Source organism: Aquabacterium sp. NJ1, from assembly GCF_000768065.1.
GTDB lineage: Bacteria > Pseudomonadota > Gammaproteobacteria > Burkholderiales > Burkholderiaceae_C > Aquabacterium.
Window position 1 is genome coordinate 1,665,293 of sequence record NZ_JRKM01000001.1, and the last position, 17,371, is coordinate 1,682,663.

Annotated in this window: 18 protein-coding genes; 6 read left to right on the plus strand and 12 right to left on the minus strand. The window is 63.2% G+C overall.

What is annotated here, in order from left to right; translation table 11 throughout:
* Positions 1–92: 92 nt before the first annotated feature.
* A complete protein-coding gene (groL, locus tag JY96_RS07080) occupies positions 93–1,739 on the minus strand; it encodes a chaperonin GroEL (protein ID WP_035036150.1) in 1,647 nt (548 codons plus the stop codon).
* A gap of 183 nt (positions 1,740–1,922) precedes the next feature.
* Positions 1,923–2,213, minus strand: a complete 291-nt coding sequence (gene groES / locus JY96_RS07085; protein WP_035036152.1) for a co-chaperone GroES — start codon at positions 2,211–2,213, stop codon at positions 1,923–1,925.
* Between the two features lie 325 nt (positions 2,214–2,538).
* Here groES and JY96_RS07090 point away from each other — a divergent pair, with 325 nt between their 5' ends.
* Positions 2,539–3,660: a hypothetical protein gene (locus tag JY96_RS07090; RefSeq protein WP_152606389.1), complete on the plus strand. Its 1,122-nt coding sequence runs from the start codon at positions 2,539–2,541 to the stop codon at positions 3,658–3,660.
* A gap of 28 nt (positions 3,661–3,688) precedes the next feature.
* On the opposite strand, the gene JY96_RS07095 is transcribed toward JY96_RS07090, so the two are convergent.
* Positions 3,689–4,306 (minus strand): cyclopropane-fatty-acyl-phospholipid synthase family protein, encoded by a 618-nt coding sequence (locus tag JY96_RS07095; RefSeq protein WP_035036155.1) that lies wholly within the window; start codon positions 4,304–4,306, stop codon positions 3,689–3,691.
* Positions 4,307–4,330: 24 nt separating this feature from the next.
* Positions 4,331–4,672, minus strand: coding sequence for a zinc ribbon domain-containing protein YjdM (locus JY96_RS07100; protein WP_035036157.1), 342 nt, complete (start codon positions 4,670–4,672; stop codon positions 4,331–4,333).
* Between the two features lie 182 nt (positions 4,673–4,854).
* On the opposite strand from JY96_RS07100, the gene JY96_RS07105 reads away from it, so the two are divergent.
* Genes JY96_RS07105 through JY96_RS07115 form a run of 3 tightly spaced genes read left to right on the plus strand, consistent with a single transcriptional unit; the run spans position 4,855 to position 7,831 of the window.
* Complete coding sequence (locus JY96_RS07105) at positions 4,855–5,541, plus strand: hypothetical protein (protein WP_035036159.1); 687 nt, start codon at positions 4,855–4,857, stop codon at positions 5,539–5,541.
* Positions 5,538–6,788 carry an AAA family ATPase gene (locus JY96_RS07110; RefSeq protein WP_035036160.1) on the plus strand — a complete coding sequence of 417 codons (1,251 nt, stop codon included), beginning with the start codon at positions 5,538–5,540 and terminating at the stop codon, positions 6,786–6,788. The genes JY96_RS07105 and JY96_RS07110 overlap by 4 nt, the downstream gene beginning before the upstream one ends.
* A gap of 23 nt (positions 6,789–6,811) precedes the next feature.
* The gene (locus JY96_RS07115) at positions 6,812–7,831 is read left to right on the plus strand and encodes a hypothetical protein (protein ID WP_152606390.1); all 1,020 of its coding nucleotides are present in this window, start codon (positions 6,812–6,814) and stop codon (positions 7,829–7,831) included.
* Between the two features lie 24 nt (positions 7,832–7,855).
* Here JY96_RS07115 and JY96_RS07120 read toward each other — a convergent pair whose 3' ends face one another.
* The 8 genes from JY96_RS07120 to JY96_RS07155 form a co-directional block, all read right to left on the minus strand.
* Positions 7,856–8,908 (minus strand): c-type cytochrome, encoded by a 1,053-nt coding sequence (locus JY96_RS07120; RefSeq protein WP_035036165.1) that lies wholly within the window; start codon positions 8,906–8,908, stop codon positions 7,856–7,858.
* 122 nt (positions 8,909–9,030) lie between these two features.
* Entirely contained in the window at positions 9,031–9,861 is an 831-nt protein-coding gene (locus tag JY96_RS07125) for a 3-keto-5-aminohexanoate cleavage protein (RefSeq protein ID WP_035036166.1), read from the minus strand.
* Between the two features lie 40 nt (positions 9,862–9,901).
* Positions 9,902–10,336, minus strand: coding sequence for a hotdog domain-containing protein (locus JY96_RS07130; RefSeq protein ID WP_052162235.1), 435 nt, complete (start codon positions 10,334–10,336; stop codon positions 9,902–9,904).
* A 15-nt stretch (positions 10,337–10,351) separates the two neighbouring features.
* Entirely contained in the window at positions 10,352–11,119 is a 768-nt protein-coding gene (locus tag JY96_RS07135) for an OAM dimerization domain-containing protein (RefSeq protein ID WP_035036168.1), read from the minus strand.
* On the minus strand, positions 11,116–12,714 hold the full coding sequence (locus JY96_RS07140) for a lysine 5,6-aminomutase subunit alpha (protein WP_035036170.1): 1,599 nt from the start codon (positions 12,712–12,714) through the stop codon (positions 11,116–11,118). The genes JY96_RS07135 and JY96_RS07140 overlap by 4 nt, the downstream gene beginning before the upstream one ends.
* Positions 12,711–13,895 (minus strand): hypothetical protein, encoded by a 1,185-nt coding sequence (locus JY96_RS07145; protein ID WP_052162913.1) that lies wholly within the window; start codon positions 13,893–13,895, stop codon positions 12,711–12,713. The genes JY96_RS07140 and JY96_RS07145 overlap by 4 nt, the downstream gene beginning before the upstream one ends.
* Positions 13,896–13,909: 14 nt before the next feature.
* Positions 13,910–15,034, minus strand: coding sequence for a zinc-binding dehydrogenase (locus tag JY96_RS07150; RefSeq protein ID WP_081961594.1), 1,125 nt, complete (start codon positions 15,032–15,034; stop codon positions 13,910–13,912).
* Positions 15,035–15,048: 14 nt separating this feature from the next.
* On the minus strand, positions 15,049–16,302 hold the full coding sequence (locus JY96_RS07155) for a KamA family radical SAM protein (RefSeq protein ID WP_081961107.1): 1,254 nt from the start codon (positions 16,300–16,302) through the stop codon (positions 15,049–15,051).
* A gap of 139 nt (positions 16,303–16,441) precedes the next feature.
* Here JY96_RS07155 and JY96_RS07160 point away from each other — a divergent pair, with 139 nt between their 5' ends.
* Positions 16,442–16,924: an Lrp/AsnC family transcriptional regulator gene (locus JY96_RS07160; protein WP_235333873.1), complete on the plus strand. Its 483-nt coding sequence runs from the start codon at positions 16,442–16,444 to the stop codon at positions 16,922–16,924.
* An 18-nt stretch (positions 16,925–16,942) separates the two neighbouring features.
* Complete coding sequence (arfB, locus tag JY96_RS07165; protein WP_035036174.1) at positions 16,943–17,356, plus strand: alternative ribosome rescue aminoacyl-tRNA hydrolase ArfB; 414 nt, start codon at positions 16,943–16,945, stop codon at positions 17,354–17,356.
* Positions 17,357–17,371: the final 15 nt, after the last annotated feature.

A 17,371-nucleotide genomic window follows, 5' to 3' on the forward strand; every position in this document is an offset into this window, starting at 1 on the left:
ACGCAAACAGCCCCTGACGGGGCTGTTTGCTTTTGCGTGCTGCGTGCGGTGCAGCAGGTCGAGCGCGGCTTGCACCGCGCTCGCGGCAGGCATTACATGCCCATGCCGCCCATGCCACCCATGCCGCCCATGTCGGGCATGCCACCGGCAGGTGCATCGTCCTTCGGGGCTTCCGAGATCATGCACTCGGTGGTCAGCATCAGCGAAGCCACGGAAGCGGCGTTCTGCAGAGCCGTACGGGTCACCTTCGTGGGGTCCAGGATACCCATTTCGATCATGTCGCCATAGGTGTCGTTGGCAGCGTTGAAGCCGTAGGTGCCCGAACCGTTCAGCACGGCGTTGACGACCACGGAGGGTTCGCCACCGGCGTTGGACACGATTTCGCGCAGGGGGGCTTCGATGGCCTTCAGGACCAGCTTGATACCGGCGTCCTGGTCAGCGTTGTCACCCTTGATGGCGCCAGCAGCTTGCTTGGCACGCAGCAGGGCCACGCCACCACCAGCCACCACGCCTTCTTCCACCGCAGCACGGGTAGCGTGCAGGGCGTCTTCAACGCGGGCCTTCTTTTCCTTCATTTCGACTTCGGTGGCAGCACCCACCTTGATCACGGCCACGCCGCCGGCCAGCTTGGCCACGCGTTCCTGCATCTTTTCACGATCGTAGTCGCTGGTGGCTTCTTCGATCTGGATGCGGATTTGCTTGACGCGGGCTTCGATGTCGGCGGCGGCACCAGCGCCATCGATGATGGTGGTGTTTTCCTTGCCCACTTCGACGCGCTTGGCTTGGCCCAGGTCAGCCAGGGTGACCTTGTCCAGGGCCATGCCGACTTCTTCAGCGATGACCTTGCCGCCCGTCAGGATGGCGATGTCTTCCAGCATGGCCTTGCGGCGGTCGCCGAAGCCAGGAGCCTTCACAGCCACAACCTTCAGGATGCCACGGATGGTGTTCACGACCAAAGTAGCCAGGGCTTCGCCTTCGACTTCTTCAGCAATGATCAGCAGAGGACGGCCAGCCTTGGCGACTTGCTCCAGCGTGGGCAGCAGGTCACGGATGTTGGAGATCTTCTTGTCGTACAGCAGCACGAACGGGTTGTCCAACAGGGCGGCTTGCTTCTCAGGGTTGTTGATGAAGTAAGGCGACAGGTAGCCGCGGTCGAACTGCATGCCTTCGACGACGTCCAGCTCGTTGTTCAGGCTCTTGCCGTCTTCAACGGTGATCACGCCTTCCTTGCCGACCTTGTCCATGGCGTTGGCGATGATCTGGCCGACGTCCGCATCAGAGTTGGCAGAGATGGTGCCGACCTGAGCGATTTCCTTGGTGGTGGTGGTGGGCTTGGACTGCTTCTTCAGCTCGGTGATCAGGGCTGCCACAGCCTTGTCGATACCGCGCTTGAGGTCCATCGGGTTCATGCCGGCGGCCACGTACTTCATGCCTTCGCGCACGATGGCTTGAGCCAGCACGGTGGCGGTGGTGGTGCCGTCACCAGCGTTGTCAGACGTCTTGGAAGCGACTTCCTTGACCATCTGGGCGCCCATGTTCTGGAGCTTGTCCTTCAGTTCGATTTCCTTGGCCACGGACACACCGTCCTTGGTCACGGTGGGGGCGCCGAACGAGCGCTCGAGCACCACGTTGCGACCCTTGGGGCCCAGGGTGACCTTGACGGCGTTCGCCAGGATGTTCACGCCTTCAACCATGCGGTGACGGGCGTCTGCGCCAAAGATGACGTCTTTTGCTGCCATGTGAAATCTCCGAAATCAGTATGTAGGGGGTAGAAACAGCTTCCCTCAACGCTCAGTTGTGGCGGAGGAAAGCGTCGCGAGCGGTTGTCGGGCAAGGCGGACAGCGCGCAGCAACCGGAACGTACTTCTGTACGTGAGGATTGCGAGCACTGCCCAACGCAGCCCGGCGACCGCGCAGTAGCTTTACTTCGCCACAACAGCGAAGAGGTCTTCTTCGCGCATCACCAGCAGCTCTTCGCCATCGACCTTGACGGACTGGCCAGAGTACTTGCCGAACAGGACGCGGTCGCCCACAGCGACGTTCAGGGCGATGAAATCACCCTTGTCATTGCGCTTGCCAGGACCGACGGCGAGCACTTCGCCCTGGTCAGGCTTCTCGGCGGCGGCGTCGGGGAGGACGATGCCCGAAGCGGTCTTGGTTTCTTGTTCCAGGCGCTTGACGATCACGCGATCGTGCAGAGGACGCAGTTTCATGACTTCTCCTGTCTCTTGAGACATCGGTTTGACAAAGGCTCCCAAGTAAGCAATTGCTCACTTGGAAGCGGATACGGAAATTTTCGACACCCGTTGCCAGTGCCTTGTTAGCACTCATGAGTATCGAGTGCTAACGATTATAGGGACGAGATCGGAAGTTTCAAGAGGGGGGCGATAGCTGGCAGGTCAAGTGAATCCGGCGGCGCCTTATTCCCACAATGCGAAACATGCTGAACTGCGTGCTAGATTGACCTCGCTGTGCCGCCAAGGCTGCCCCACCTCGCCGCTTTGATTCGATCAAGACCTTGAGAGCAGGAGAGAAAGCATGTATGCACGAATGACGTACAACGCAGTCACGCACAACAGAAGTCGAGGCGGCTACATGCTCAGCCTCAGGCGCAATGAACCATCTCGCCGCCGGATATGGACATCCGTGACCTCGGTCAAGACCAGCGAGGACGCCGAACGGCAGGTGGCCGCAACCAAACGGTCCGTCACCAAGGATTGCTACTTCAACATCACGGACTTTGGCTCCAACGCTGGCCCGGCCAACGTGGTCGAGCAGATCAAGTTTTTCAAGTCGGTTCCCGGCATTCAGTTCAAGGACTGCAATGTCATTCTCAATGTGGCCAGCTCGGGCGACAACTGGCAGCAACGTCTGGAATTGATCGCCTCGATGTTCGATAGTGGCGACATGCCCAAGTCCTTCATGTTGGTGAAGGGCAGTCAGGGGCTCGCCTTGTCCAGCACCCCCACAGACATCCAGAAGCTGTCGGAACGCTACGCGAACATGTGCGACTGGACGCGCCGCAATGGGTTCGGCCTGACGCTCGTCGCGGACATCAGCGGGCACTCAGGCTATGTCCAGGATCAAGTACGCCGAAAGATCGACCTTGGCGCCACCACGATCAACACACACCCGACGGTGGACCCCTCCCTGGTCACGGCGCAATCGAGAAGTTATCTGGCAGAGACGATCGCCAACTCGGGCCTGGAGATCATCCTGGGGCAGTTGTGTCACACCAAGACCTTGTACACGAACTACAGCCGTGAAGGCCAAGGGCCACGCGTCAACCCAGCCAATGGCGCGGACCTCTACCCGGTCTCGCCCTTGTTGCAAGCGTGTGGCTCGACGGGTGGCTGGGATGCCTTGACTGAGCTGGGGGTTGGCAGTTCGACGGCGCTGTTGAAGCAGCTGGCGCCTCAACAAGTACCGACCAGGAGCTTTCAGTCCCGGATCGGGCTGGGTGTCGACGAGCAGGCCCTGAAGATCGTGGCGACCTTGATTGAGAACGAGCCCATCGACATCACCGAGGCCATGGACCGACTGCTGGGTGACCATGCCCCGGCGCACATTCCGCTGAGCGAGGCCATACTCAGAAGCATGGCCAGAAGGTACACCGAAGGCGCCGATGACACTGAATTCCAGTCGCCTGACAAGTTCTGAGCGCGGCCAGGCACCACGCCTGCGGTCTTTAACGCCTCACCAGCTGCAACGCCAGTTCATGCCCCACGGGCAGCTTGGGGTGCAGCACCTGGTCATAAGGCGGCTTGGGCCAGACCCAGCTTGACTCGGGAAACAGCACCCGCATGGCGTTGATGTCGCAGTGGTAAGGCGGCCCTTCGATGAGGCCTTCTTGCGTTGCAGCGGGGCGCGGCATCTGCATGAACAGGGCAAACAGGGTGCCGCCTGGCCGCACCCAGCTTGCCAGTTGCGCCGCGTAACGCAACCAGTTGTCAGGGTGGATGGCGCACAGGCAGGTCTGCTCGTAGACCGCATCAACGGGCTGTTCGGGTGTGTAGCTCAGCACGTCGGCCTGCTCGATGCGGGCTGTCACGCCGGCCAACTCGCAGTTGGCCCTGGCGCCTTCAACGGCGGCGGGTGTGTAGTCCAGCCCCGTCACGTCAAAGCCGCGTCGGGCCAGTTCGACCACTTCCCAGCCGTTGCCGCAACCGGGCACGGCGATGCGGCAGGGCTGCAGCTGGCCCTTGTCCAGCCAGGCCAGCAACTGGGCGCTCGGGGCGCCGCGATCCCAGCCTGTTTGCTTGCTTTCGAAGCGGGCTTGCCAGAACTCGGTGGTCGGGCCTGTCATGGTGCGGGGCTCCTGAAGCGGCGTTCAAGCCTTCTTGACGAACTCGGTCTTGAGCTGCATCGGGCCGAAGCCGTCGATCTTGCAGTCGATGTCGTGGTCGCCGTCGATCAGGCGGATGTTCTTGACCTTGGTGCCCACCTTCACGACCGAGGACGAGCCTTTGATCTTGAGGTCCTTGATCAGGGTGACGCTGTCGCCATCCTGCAGCACGTTGCCGTGGGCGTCCTTCCAGACGCGGGCCTCGGCGGCAGCTTCAACCGGCGCGAGGGCGCTCCACTCGTGCGCGCAATCCGGGCAGATGAACATGTCGCCGTCCTGGTAGGTGTATTCGGACTGGCATTTCGGGCAAGACGGCAGGGTGCTCATGGGAATTCCTCTTCTATGGTCGGGCGAAAGTCTAACTTGCCCCTTGCCCAGGCCGCGGCACCTGGCTTTACGCTTCTTTTCAGAGCACCCACTGAAAGGCACTTAACATTTGTCCCATGCCTGTATGGGAGAGGCAGACGCCACGCGCGTGAACAACCACACCGCCGTTTGGCCCTGTCACGATGAACCGCCAACCTTTGCCACAGGTAGCTGACCAAAGAGCCACACCGCAAAGCACACCCAGGCCCAAGTATCAGGCCCCGGTCACGCTGCTCAAGGCCACGCTCGTGGCGGCTTCCCTGACTGCGGCGCTGACCACCTGGTCGGTATGGGGGCGCGACTGGACCTACGGCATCAACACGACGGGCTCGGATCAGGTCAGTGCCGACGAATCGGACGCCCGTTTTGAAAATTACCTCAAGGCGCCCCTCGTGGTCTTGAGTCAGGTTGATCAACAAGACTGGCCAAAGGCGCTCGACAGCATGAACCTGCCCGACACACAGCGCAGGAATTTGCAGGCCGATCTGATGCCGGCGCCGCTTGCGCCACCGGCAGATGTCCAGGCCATGCCAGCCGTTCAACCAGGCCATGAAATCAAGCTCGTGTGGTTGACTTTGTGGGACACCGACAATGAAGACGGTGATGCCGTCACGGTTCAGAGCGCGGGTTACGCCAGAACCATCACCTTGACCAAGCAAGCCATCACGCTGGCCATCCCGGTGCTGCGCGACACCCCGATCAAGATCAAAGGGGTCCGCGATGGTGAAGGCGGCGGCATCACCGTGGGTGTGGCCTCCGGCAGCGCCCTGGCCTCCTTCCCCATCATGAGCACAGGGCAAGTCCTGGCTTTGCGAGCACGCCTGCCATGACGCGCGCACTGACTGCCCTGGCCACCCGCGTCATGCCACTGGCCTTCGTGGCCATGGCGATGGTCTCGGTATCGCAGTTCTGGATTCAGCATGGGCCCAAGCAAAGCACCATAGCTGCTTTTTACGACAGATCCATCGACACGATGCAGCAGCACGCCTGGGTGGTTCTGGCTTTGACAGGCCTGTTCTGGGCCGTGGCCATTGCAGGTTGGCTACATGAAAAAAACAGACCGCCCCTGCGCATCGAAAATGGAGGACTGCTGATGGATATCCTGGACAGATTGACCAATCGCCAAGTGCTTGAGAACAAGATTGCCGAAGAGCCTCAAGCCATCGTCATCGACTCCGACAAGCTGGCCAACGCGCTCAAGAGCAAGGTGATCGGCCAGGATGCAGTGTGTGAGGACATGGCCCAGCAGATCCGCCGAAGGCTGGCGCTCAAGCAGCGGGGCAAACCCGTGGGGATCTTCATGCTCGCAGGCCCGCCCGGCACGGGCAAGAGTTACTTGGCCAAGTGCCTGGCAACCGAACTGCAAAAGAAGCTGTTCCATTTCGACATGACGCAGTTCTCCTCGGGCGCCTATGCAGCAAGCCAGTTGTTTGGTGCGGCCAAGGGCTACGTCGGCTCAGACACTTATGGCAAGTTGACGGCCGCCTTGCGTGACACGCCGGATGCGGTCATCTTGCTCGATGAGTTCGAGAAGGCCCATTCCGAAGTGCACAAGAACTTCCTGACGGCGTGGAACGACGGCTTTGTCACCGAGGCCTCTGATGGCAAGCAGATTTCGTCGACCGAAGCCATCTTCGTGTTGACCACGAACGCCGCCACCGATGCCCTTCAGGCCTTGAGCGAAACCTACGCCAACGATGTGGACGAGTTGCGCCGCAGCTCCATCAACGCGCTGCACGAGGCGGGTTTCGCGCCTGAAGTACTCAACCGCATTGACCGCGTCTTTGTTTTCAAACCGCTGTCGGGTCTGGACATTGCACGGGTTACCGCACTTGAGATCGAAGTCATGATCAAAGGTTATGACCTGGACATTGCCGAAGGTGGGATCGACCCGGACATTCTGTTTGACATGATGAAGCGCCAGCAGCGCCTGGGTATGGGCGCGTCCTCACGTGACTTGCTGCGTGCAGTCGAAGAATCGATTGCCGACACGCTGATTTCGGCCAAACAGAAGGGCTACAAGACGGTCAAGCTGGTGGCCCGCGATGGCGTGGTCAAGGCAGAAGCGGCGCAGTGATGGGGCTGGTGGACCCACAAAACTTGCGCGCTTTCAAAGCGCTCTGGCGGCGCGCACCGCTGTGGCAGTTCTGCATGATGTCGGCGGCACTGGGGACCTTGCTGTGCGTGACGATACCTTTGTCGCACCCCCCATCGATCTCGCCGCCCCCAGCCAAGTTGCTGGACGACGGCAATTACACCGGAACCGGTGCGGGCCATCTGGCGTCCGCCCCACCCAGGCCCAGTGCACCGCCGGACTTGGCTTCCCCCGGTACCGTCAAGCCGCTGCCCCCCACCGCTCCCCCGCCAACACAGCACACCGTTCAGACCGCCTCACTGTCCATGGTCAAGGCCGGCCAGGACGACGCCAAACCCAATGCCTCCGGGCTCAGCGATGAACTGATGGGCCGACGCTTCAAACATGCCCTTCGTGTTGCGGGGTTCGATGTTGAACTGCCTGCGGGCGAATGGATCATGCTGGCCAATCAAGGGCTCAAGACGCCACAGGCGGCCGGGTCATCGTATTTCCTGGCACGGGTCGAACACCAGCGGCTGGCTGGCGTCGTCCGAGTCTTTGCGCTTCGCAGCAATGACAAGGCGGCGGGTGAACTCATTCCGATCAAGGGGTGCAAGGCAGACGACGCCAACTTCCTGCTCGTGTCGACCGATGATGCGCTCCCGGACGGCAACCATGGGTGCTGGAACATGTCGAACTTCTTCACGCCACCTTTGCAGCAATGGGCGGACCGATCGAACAAGATACTCCCGCTCGACCGCGCTGCTGCTGGGGACATGAGTGCCAAGGGCATCACCTATCCCCAGGACTTTGTGGCCGTCAAATTCGGCCGCTCAGAGGCCTGGGGGCTGCTGGAAGTGTCTTATCTGTTCAGCCCCGAGGTCGATGGCATCCAGTCCACCAATGCCCTGAGCTACCGCGATTCGGACTGGCACGCCTCCAACAAGCGCAAAACGCCGGCGCAAATCGCCTACCTGGACAAGATCAAGCGGTGGGGCGCAACGCATTGGCCCACCTTCAAGCAGCATTTCCAGGAAGCGCAATAGCCTGGCGGACCGACCGCGCCAGACTCACTTGGCCGGCGTCTTCATCAAGCTGTCCTTGAGCTTCTTCATGTTCTCCTGCAGCGGCGGATACGGGCCGAAGCGGTGCTGGTCGGCCGAGGCGCCGTCCACATAGGGTGGGAAGGCGGCATCCACGGGCTTGTTCCAGCGCGCAGGGAAATCACGCTCGGTGTGGGCCTTGAGCGGGCGCTCATGGCTGAGCACGAAGGCGGCCACGTCGTAGGCCTCTTCGTTGCTCAGCTTGGGCTGGTCGTACGTGGTGCCCAGCGGCATGTTGGCCTTGATGAAGGCTGCAGCGGTGAGCAGGCGGTTCATGCCAGCACCGTGGTTGAAGGAGTCCTTGCCCCACAGCGGCGGGAAGGTGTAGCCGGTGGCACTGCCCACCGCACCCGCGCGGATGCCCGCGCCTTGCTGGCCGTGACAGGCGGCGCAGTTGGCCTCGAAGATCTTGCTGCCCGCCACGGTGTCGGCGCGGCGATCGGGGGCTTTGAAGGCCGGCACGCCCTGCCCTTCCACCTTGCTGCCCACCGGGATGCCCCTGGACAGGAAGTGCATGTAGGTCACGAAGGCCTTCATCTCGACGCTGTCAAGCGGCAGGGCCTTGCCGGCCATGCTGCGCTCCATGCAGCCGTTGACGCGCTCTTCCAGCGTGCTGATCTGGTCTTCGCGGCCTCGGTATTGCGGGAAGATGGCGTGAGCGCCCACCCAGGGAATGGCGAACTTCTTGGTGCCCGAAGCCTCATGGCAGGACGCACAGGCCAGGTTGTTGCCGGCAAAGCGCATCTTCGGGTTCTTGACTTCGGGGCCGATGAAGGCAAAGGTGCGGTCGGTCAGGTCCTTGCCGTACCGGACCAGGCGGCCGTAGTCATCATCCGGCAGGCGGGAGACGTCATACGCCTCTGCGGGACCGACGCTGAACTTGGCAGGCGATGCCGCTGGCGCGGAAGCAGCGGGCGCGGACGCCGCAGACGGTGTCGAACTGGCGGTCTGGGCCTGGGTTTGAGCGTGCACGGTGCCCGCAGCCGCCAACAGGATCAGTGAAAACATCTGGGATTTCATGGGGTCTCCTCTGGGATGCGCCCTTCAAGCGCCCGGTCAGCATACCCGCCAGGGTATATAACGCACAACAGCCAGGCGAAGAACCATGCAATCTGCACGGTTTTATCGGGCGCGTGCAGGCCTCAAGCCACCGCATTGACCAGCGTCATGCCCAGGATGCGTCTGGCTTCATCCGGCGCGGCCACTGCCCTGCCGAGTTCCGCGGCGAGGCGCGCCACGCGGGCCACCAGCTGGGCATTGCTGGTCGCCAGCTCACCCTTGCGGTAATGGATGTTGTCTTCGAAGCCTACCCGCACATGCCCGCCCCACAAAATCCCCAAGGTGGCCATGGGCAATTGCGCGGAACCGATACCCGCCACCGTCCAGGTGGCACCGGCGGGCAGCTCGGACAGCAGGTACATCAAGGCCTGGGGTGTGGCCGCCATGCCGCCGGGCACGCCCATCACGAAATCAAAGTGAGCGGGGCTGGGCAACTGGCCTTTGGCCAGCCAGCGCTTGGCGGTGGCGAGCATGCCGCTGTCGAAGATCTCGAGTTCGGGTTTGACGCCTTGGGCCTGCATCTCAGCGGCGAAGCGTGCGATGTCATCGGGCAGGTTGAGGAAGACGTCTTGGCCGAAGTTGACCGAGCCCATCGAGAGCGTGGCCATCTCGGGCTTCAAGGACACGGGCGCCAGGCGCTCTTGCGGGCTCATGCCCACGGCGCCGCCGGTCGAGATCTGCACGATGACGTCGCAGCGCTTTTGCACCTCGGCCATGATCTGCTGGTAGATGGCCTTGTCTTGCGTGGGGGTGCCGTCGGGGTGGCGCGCGTGCACGTGCACGATGCTCGCGCCAGCGGCCGCGCACTCGGCTGCGGCGATGCCGATTTCTTCAGGTGTGATGGGCAGCGCGGGTTGCTGTTGGCGCGTGACTTCGGCACCGGTGAGCGCGGCGGTGATGATGAGCTTGTCCATGGTGCGGCTCCCTCCTTGGTCCTGATGGCGCCTGCTTGACCTAGTTGGCCGGGTCCGGTTTGCGCTGGCAGGCGGCCGGCACCACGCAAGTCCCCGAGGCGCGGCAGACCACCACGGGTTCGGGCAAGACATTGCACGCTGAAGGCTGGCCCGGCACATCGGCCGCGCTGATCACCTTGCGGGCTTCAAACACCATCTTGCGGGATGTCTTGCCCATGGCCACGATGCGGCCCTCGGCTTCGATGTAGTCCCCTGCCCTCACGGGCGCGAGGAACGCGACGCTTTCGTACGCCACGAACAGGCCTTCGTCGCCATCGCTGCGGATCAGGAGTTCGGTGGCCACGTCACCAAAGAGCTGCAGCATCCGGGCGCCGTCAACCAGGTGGCCGGCGTAGTGGGCATCGTGTGCGCCCATGCGCAGGCGGATCAGGCTGGTGAACGCGGTGTCTGAGATCGTTTCTGGGGTGGTGTCCATGATGGGCTCCTGCGGTTAGCGCGCATGGCGCCGGGCCCACTCTTCGACGATGAAGGAGGCCACGTTCTCGGCATAACAACCCGGGCCGAAGCCGGCGTCGTAACCCAGCTCCTTGGCCAGCTCGTGGCTGATGCGTGGGCCGCCCACCACCAGGATGAGCCGCTCGCGCAGGCCTTCGGCTTCGAGGATGTCGGACAGGCGGGTGAGGTTGTCGAGGTGGATGTTCTTTTGCGTGACCACCTGCGACACCAGGATGGCATCGGCCTGTTCTTCGATGGCGCGGGCCACCAGCGCTTCGGAGTCCACCTGCGCACCCATGTTGATGGCGCGGATCTCGTGGTAGCTCTCCAGGCCCTTGTGGCCGTTGAAGCCCTTCATGTTCATGATGGCGTCGATGCCCACGGTGTGTGCGTCGGTTTCGATGCAGGCGCCCACGACCACCAGCTTGCGCTTCATCAGGCTGGCGATCTTGGCGTTGACGGCGTCCTTGTCCAGCACCTCGAACTCGGGCCTGGCCACCTGGATGCGGCTCATGTCCACACGGTGGCGGCATTGGCCGTAGAGCACGAAGAAGGCGAAATCAGGGCCCATGGCTTCACTGTGCACCACCGATGGTTCATCCAGGCCCATCTGCAAGGCGAGCTGGCGCGCGGCCTCCTTGGCGTTGTCGCTCAGGGGCAAGGGCAAGGTGAACGACAGCTGCACGCGGCCGTCGCCCATGGTGTCGCCATAAGGCTTGACCCATTGCGGAGCAGTGGTGGCATGGTTCAGGGCATCGCTCATGATGTGTGCTCCTGCTTCGCACCAGGCAGCATGCGTGCCGGGAAGGGGTTGAAGTAGCCAGGCGCTTTCGGGATCACACCGTCCAGGCCCTTGCCGCCGGTGAGCGTGCGCGAGATGTCTGCGAAAGTGCCTTGGGCAATGGCGGCAGGCAAGCCGTCTTGTTCGATCTGGCCAAGCAGGGCCTCGGTTTCGGCCAGAACCTGCTGGGCGCGTTGTTCGATGCGGCCACCGGGCGTGAACTGGATCTCTTCATGAAGATCGCGCAGGTTGCCAAACACATAGCGTGCGTTCTGAATGGCCAGGAAGCGATCCTGCATCAAGGGGGTGTGGATGGCCTCGGTCATCATGCCCAGCAGGTGGATGTTCTGCTGTGTGAGCACGCTGGCAACGTTGAACAAGGCGTCCTGGATGTGGCCTTTGAAGATGTTGCCCGTCATGTGCTTGGTGGGCGGCATGTACTTCAGGCAGGCCTCGGGGAAGACCTGGCGCACCAGTTGCGCGTGAGCCAGCTCCCACAGGAAGCCGTTTTCCAGCGTGGGGTTGATCTCGAAGGCGTGGCCCAGGCCCATCTGGTCGGGCTGCAGGCCGCTGAGGTAGGCGAACTGCTCGTTGATCAGCTGCGAGGCCAGCACGGTGTGCGCGGCATCGTAGGCATCGGCGGTGGTGAGGTAGTTGTCTTCGCCGGTGTTGATGATGATGCCGGCATACGCGTTGACCATGCGCGAGAAGAACTGGTCCACGAAGGTGCGCTGCATGTTGATGTCGCGGAAGATGATGCCGTACATCGAGTCGTTGAGCATCATGTCCAGGCGCTCCATGGCGCCCATGGCCGCGATCTCGGGCATGCACAGGCCCGAGCAGTAATTGGTCAGGCGGATGTAGCGGCCGATTTTTTGCCCGACCTCGTCCAGCGCCGCGCGCATGAGCCGGAAGTTTTCTTGCGTGGCGTAGGTGCCGCCAAAGCCTTCGGTGGTGGCGCCATAGGGCACGTAGTCCAGCAGGCTCTGGCCGGTGGAACGGATCACGGCGATGACGTCGGCGCCTTGCTCGGCTGCGGCGCGGGCCTGCACGATGTCCTCGTGGATATTGCCCGTGGCCACGATGAGGTAGAGCCAGGGGGCGCGGGCTTCGCCGCAGCGGGCGATGGCGGCGTCGCGTGTAGCGCGGTTGGCGGCGATGCGCTCGCAGGTGCGGGCAGCCAGTTCATTGGCGGTGCGGCGTGCGGTGGCCTCATTGGCACGACTGGCGCTGCTGGAATGGCTGGAGCTGGTCAATGGGCTTTGCAGGCTAAGCTGACCGGCAGCCACGGCCTGGGCCACTTGCTGGATGCTCAGGCCGTGCTCGGCCATGGCGGCGGCCACGGGCAAGGCCGCACCCTGCTGCAGCAGGCCTTGCGCTTGCAAGTGGCTCACCAGCCGGTTGGGCAGCGGCACCTGGTTCTCGTCGACGCCGTCCACGCCCATGAGGCGCAGGGTGGCACGCTCCACCGAGGTGGTGGTGAAGCGCTGCATGTCATCGTAGACCTGGTGCGCAATGCGGCGCGCCATGTTGCGAGCCCGATCAATCTGGGCCTGGTCCAGCGTGAGGTGGCTCATGATCCCTCCTGACACAAAAACACGTCGGTGACGATGTGTTCATACAAGGCGGCGCGGGCTTCATGCAAGAAGGCGCGTGCGTCGAAGCTTCCACCAAAGGGCGAGAACGGGTTGAGGGTGACGCCCAGCAGGCGGATGTCGCGCATGGCCAGCAAGCGGCCTCCTCGCCGCTCGAAGGCAGTCACATCAGCCGCGTCGATAAAGAGCTTGGTGCCATCGGCCACGACCAGGGTCAGGCCCGGGTACTGATCCAGCAAGGTCAACACGGCACGCCAAAGCATCTGGCCCACGGCGCCGGAGACGGCGATCACAGCCATATTGGCCGGCCCGTCCCATGCTGGCCTGTCGACGCCTTCATGTGCGTGGCCATCGGTGCTGGGGCCGGCCTTGCCATGCGCCCCACCCTCCATCTTGGCCTGCAAAGCCAGCAAGGCCGAGCCCGCATTGAGGCTGGCAATCGGCTTGTTGAACAGGCACTGGCCACGGCGGTTCCACACGCCCACGCCACATTGCACGAAGGTGGCTTGAACCTGCTCAGCCATATCAGCAGGGGCTGGCGCAATGCCCAGGATGGCGAGGCGGTCCCGCGTCTTGCGCAGCACGTCGCCCATGCCGCCACCCAAGGCCGCACCGGTGGCCAGGATCACGCCGTCCGCGATGGCAGGCGAGGCATGCTGGCTGCGGCCCAGTGCACCATCCAGCAAGACCAGTTCGGCGCCGCATTGCTGGAGCAACGCGATCACGCGTTGTTGATCATGGCTGCGCGAAGGTCCGGCCACTTCCATGGCGCCCGCGTCCAGTGCCTTGACCAGCAGGATCTCGCCCATCGGGCTGAGGATGCCGGTACCGCCAATCTGCCGGGTACGCACCTTGGCGCGCACCAAGGTGTCTCGCGCGGTGGCGACCAGGCAACCTGGCGTGACATGCACAGGTGGCTTGGGGATGGCGAACACCTCGTCGCGCTCTTCGCCATCGCGGCCAATGGACGTGAGCCCCACCGCCACCTGGTCTTGCTGCGCTTGTTGCAGCAGGTGGTTAAGGCACACCGTCTTGCCCGTGTTCTTGCTCATGCCCATCACGGCCACGGTCTGCACGCCGCGCGTGCGCAGGCCTTGCCACAGTGGACAAGCACCAGTCACAGCTGTGTGATGCTGATGGGGAGTGGCAAAGGCGGTTTGCATGGCGGCCTCGCGCTTCACACGTACAAGGTCTCGAACAGATGCCGCAGCGCCGGCGACTCACGCAGCAGCGACAAGGCGTACTCGGCATTGCCACAGGCGTAGCCATTGCCCATCAGCATGTCCACGTCCTTGCCCACGCCTTCGGCGCCCAATGAGGCCGCGGTGAAACTGGTGGCCATGGAGAAGAAGTAGATGCGGCCCCGGTCCTTCGTGGCCAGGATGCTGCCCATCTCGGTGTGCGGCAGGTTCACGCAGTTGATCACCACATCGGCCAGGCGGCCCTGCGTGACCTCAGCTACGGCCTGCATCATGGCCACGGCATGGGTGGCGTCGACCTGCAAGGCATGGTCGGCCCAGCCCAGTTCACGCATGCGCTGGCAATCCTTCTCCAGCGGCGACACGCCGATCACGCAGCCCGTGGGGCCGGCGCGCTTCTTGGCCTCGTACACGCACAAGGTGCCGGACTTGCCACCACCGCCCACCACCACCACGGTGTCACCCTGCTGCACCAGTCGCGCGGTCTGCGCAGGTGCGCCCGCCACATCCAGAATCGCCAGCGCCACCTTCTCGGGGATGTCATCGGGCAGCCGGGCGTACAGGCCGCTTTCAAACAGGATGGCCTGGCCGCTGATGTCGACCTGGTCCTGGTCCACATGGATGCGGTGGATCGCGTCGATGCGCAAGGGCGTCAAGGACAGGGACACCATGGTCGCCACCCTGTCGCCAACGGCGAGATCGGTTTTGCCAAACAAGGCCGAGCCGATGGCCGCCACCCGCCCGATCAGCATGCCGCCTGAGCCGGTCACCGGATTGTGCAGCTTGCCGCGCTGGGCCACGATGTCCAGGATGCTGGCGGCGATGCGGTCGATGTCACCGCGCGCGGACTGCTTGATCTGCGTGAAGCTGGCCGCGTCCACATTGAGCGCATCCACATCGATGAGGATCTCGTTGTCGCAGATGACCATGGTGTTGTCGACCTGCCAGGCCGGTTGCGGCAGCACGCCTGGCGGCTGGATGACGCGGTGCGTGCCATAGGGACAGCCATGCTGACCCGGCTGCACTGGCGTTGAAGGCGCAGTTGCATGGGCCTTCCAAGCCGGCGCAAGAAGCTGGTCAACAGGATGCGCGTGAGCAGACATGGCGCGGCCCTCCTTCAATTGCTTTGCGAAGGCAGGCTGAAGTTCTGGCCCAGGCCCGGCATCTCCACGGTCTTGCCCGCGTAGTTGCGGCATTGGATGGTGGTGCCGCTGCCATCGGGCAAGGCCTCTTCACGCACATAGCTGGGGATGATGGGCAGCTTGCCCAGGCCGCCCATGCCATCGACGATGAAGGTGGGCACGGCGGGCCCGCTGATCCAGCCCCGCAGGCCTTCGTACAGTTCCAGCATGCGCCGGTGCGGCACGATGAAGTGGTGCGCACCCTCGACCATGTCGGTCGAGTACACGTAGTACGGCCGCACGCCCATCTCGATGGCCTGCATGAACAGCTCGCGCATGACCTCCACGCTGTCGTTCACACCCTTGAGGCACACGCTCTGCAGGCCCATCATGATCCCAGCCTTCTGGATCATCTTGACGCGCTGGCGCAGCAGGGGCGTGATCTCCTTGTGGTGGTTGATGTGGATGTTGAGCATCTGCACGCGGTGCTTTTCCAGCACGGCGCAAAGTTCAGGCGTGATGCGGGTGGGCAGCTGCACCACCATGCGCGAGCCAATGCGCAGGAAGCGCACATGCGGCGCCCGCGAGCGGATGGCACCCAGGATCTCGTCGAGCCGCTCATCGGTGAAGGTCAGCGGGTCACCACCCGAGAGCAGCACATCCTCGATGTGCTTGTTGCTGGCGATGTAGTCGATGGAGGCTTCGATTTCATCCTTGTGCACCGAGCCCGTGGGCTGCGACACCATGCGCTTGCGCGTGCAGAAGCGGCACAGCGTGGCGCAGGTGTTGCTGACCAGGAAGAGCACACGCCGCGGGTAGCGGTGCACCACACTGGTCCCGGGGATGGTGTCCTTTTCTTCGCCCAGCTCGTCGAGCATGGTGGCAAAGCCGGGGCGCGTCTGCTCATGGAAGGACGGCAGGTATTGCAGGCGGATGGGGCAGTTCGGGTCGTCGCGGTCCATCAGCTGCGCCATGTAAGGCGTCACAGCAATGGCGAACTTGGCGTAGACCGTGTCGTCCACATCCTCGACCTTGTGCAGCACACCCATCAGCTCGCGATGGTGGGTGTAGCGGCGGGCAAACTGCTTTTGCCAGGGCTCGCTTTCGGGGTCGTAGGCTTGCAGCTCGTCCCAGCTCAGCAGTTTTTTCGGGGAGCTCGAACAGGGCGACGCGGCCGGGGGCTCGATCGCGAGGTTGAGCGCGCCGTCGAGGGCGCTGCGTGTCAGCGGGGCTTCGATGATCTGCAGCATGTTGGCACTCCTGCATCCGGAAGGCCAGGGCGTGCGCCCTCCATGTAGTCAGTATCGGCAGCACCCTCGCCGATGAAAACGCGCAAAGTGACTGATTTCAGTGCTTTCAATCAGTCAGATTGATGGCCATAATGGCTTTATGCCCAAAGCCCTTGCCAAGCCCGCCACCAAGCCGCCGGTGAAGCCCAATCTGGACGCCATGGACCACCAGCTCATCGAGCTGCTCAAGGTCAATGCGCGCCTGCCGCTGGTCAACATCGCCAAGGCCCTGGGTTGTGCGCGCAGCACGGCGCAGTTGCGCTTGAAGGCCCTGGAGGACGCGGGCGTGATCACCGGCTACACGGTGAGCGTGAGCAGCACACGCGGGCCGCATGTGATCCGCGCCATGGTGCTAATCTCGATCGAATCGCGGCACGAGTCCACGGTGATGCGCGAGCTGGCCAAGCGCCACGAGATCACCAAGCTGTACTCCGTCAGCGGCCGTTATGACCTGTGTGCCATGCTGCTGACCGACTCCACGCAAGAGCTCGATGCCGTGATCGACCGCATCCGCAATGTACAGGGCGTGATCGACACCTTCTCGACCATCATGCTGTCCACCAAGCTGGACCGGCCCGAGTAAGGCGCCGCGGTACCCGATATGGCTGACGCCCTCATCCCCCTGCGCGAAGACGAGATGGACTTCAGCGCCATCCGTGCCCAGGGCGCGGGCGGGCAGAACGTCAACAAGGTGTCCAACGCGGTGCACCTGCGGTTTGACATTCCGGCTTCGTCGCTGCCCGATGTCATCAAGGAACGGCTGCTGGCCTTGAGCGACCAGCGCATCACGGCTGAAGGCGTGGTCGTGATCAAGGCCCAGGGCAGCCGCAGCCTGGAGCAGAACAAGGCCGAAGCCATCGCGCGGCTGCAAGCGCTGGTGGACAGCGTGGCCGTGCTGCCCAAGGCGCGCAAGGCCACCAAGCCCACGCGCAGCTCACAACGCAAGCGCCTGGAAGGCAAGGCAGCCAAGGGCGATGTGAAGCGCTTGCGCGGGCGGGTCAGCGGGCACGACTAGGCCACACCAGGCCAG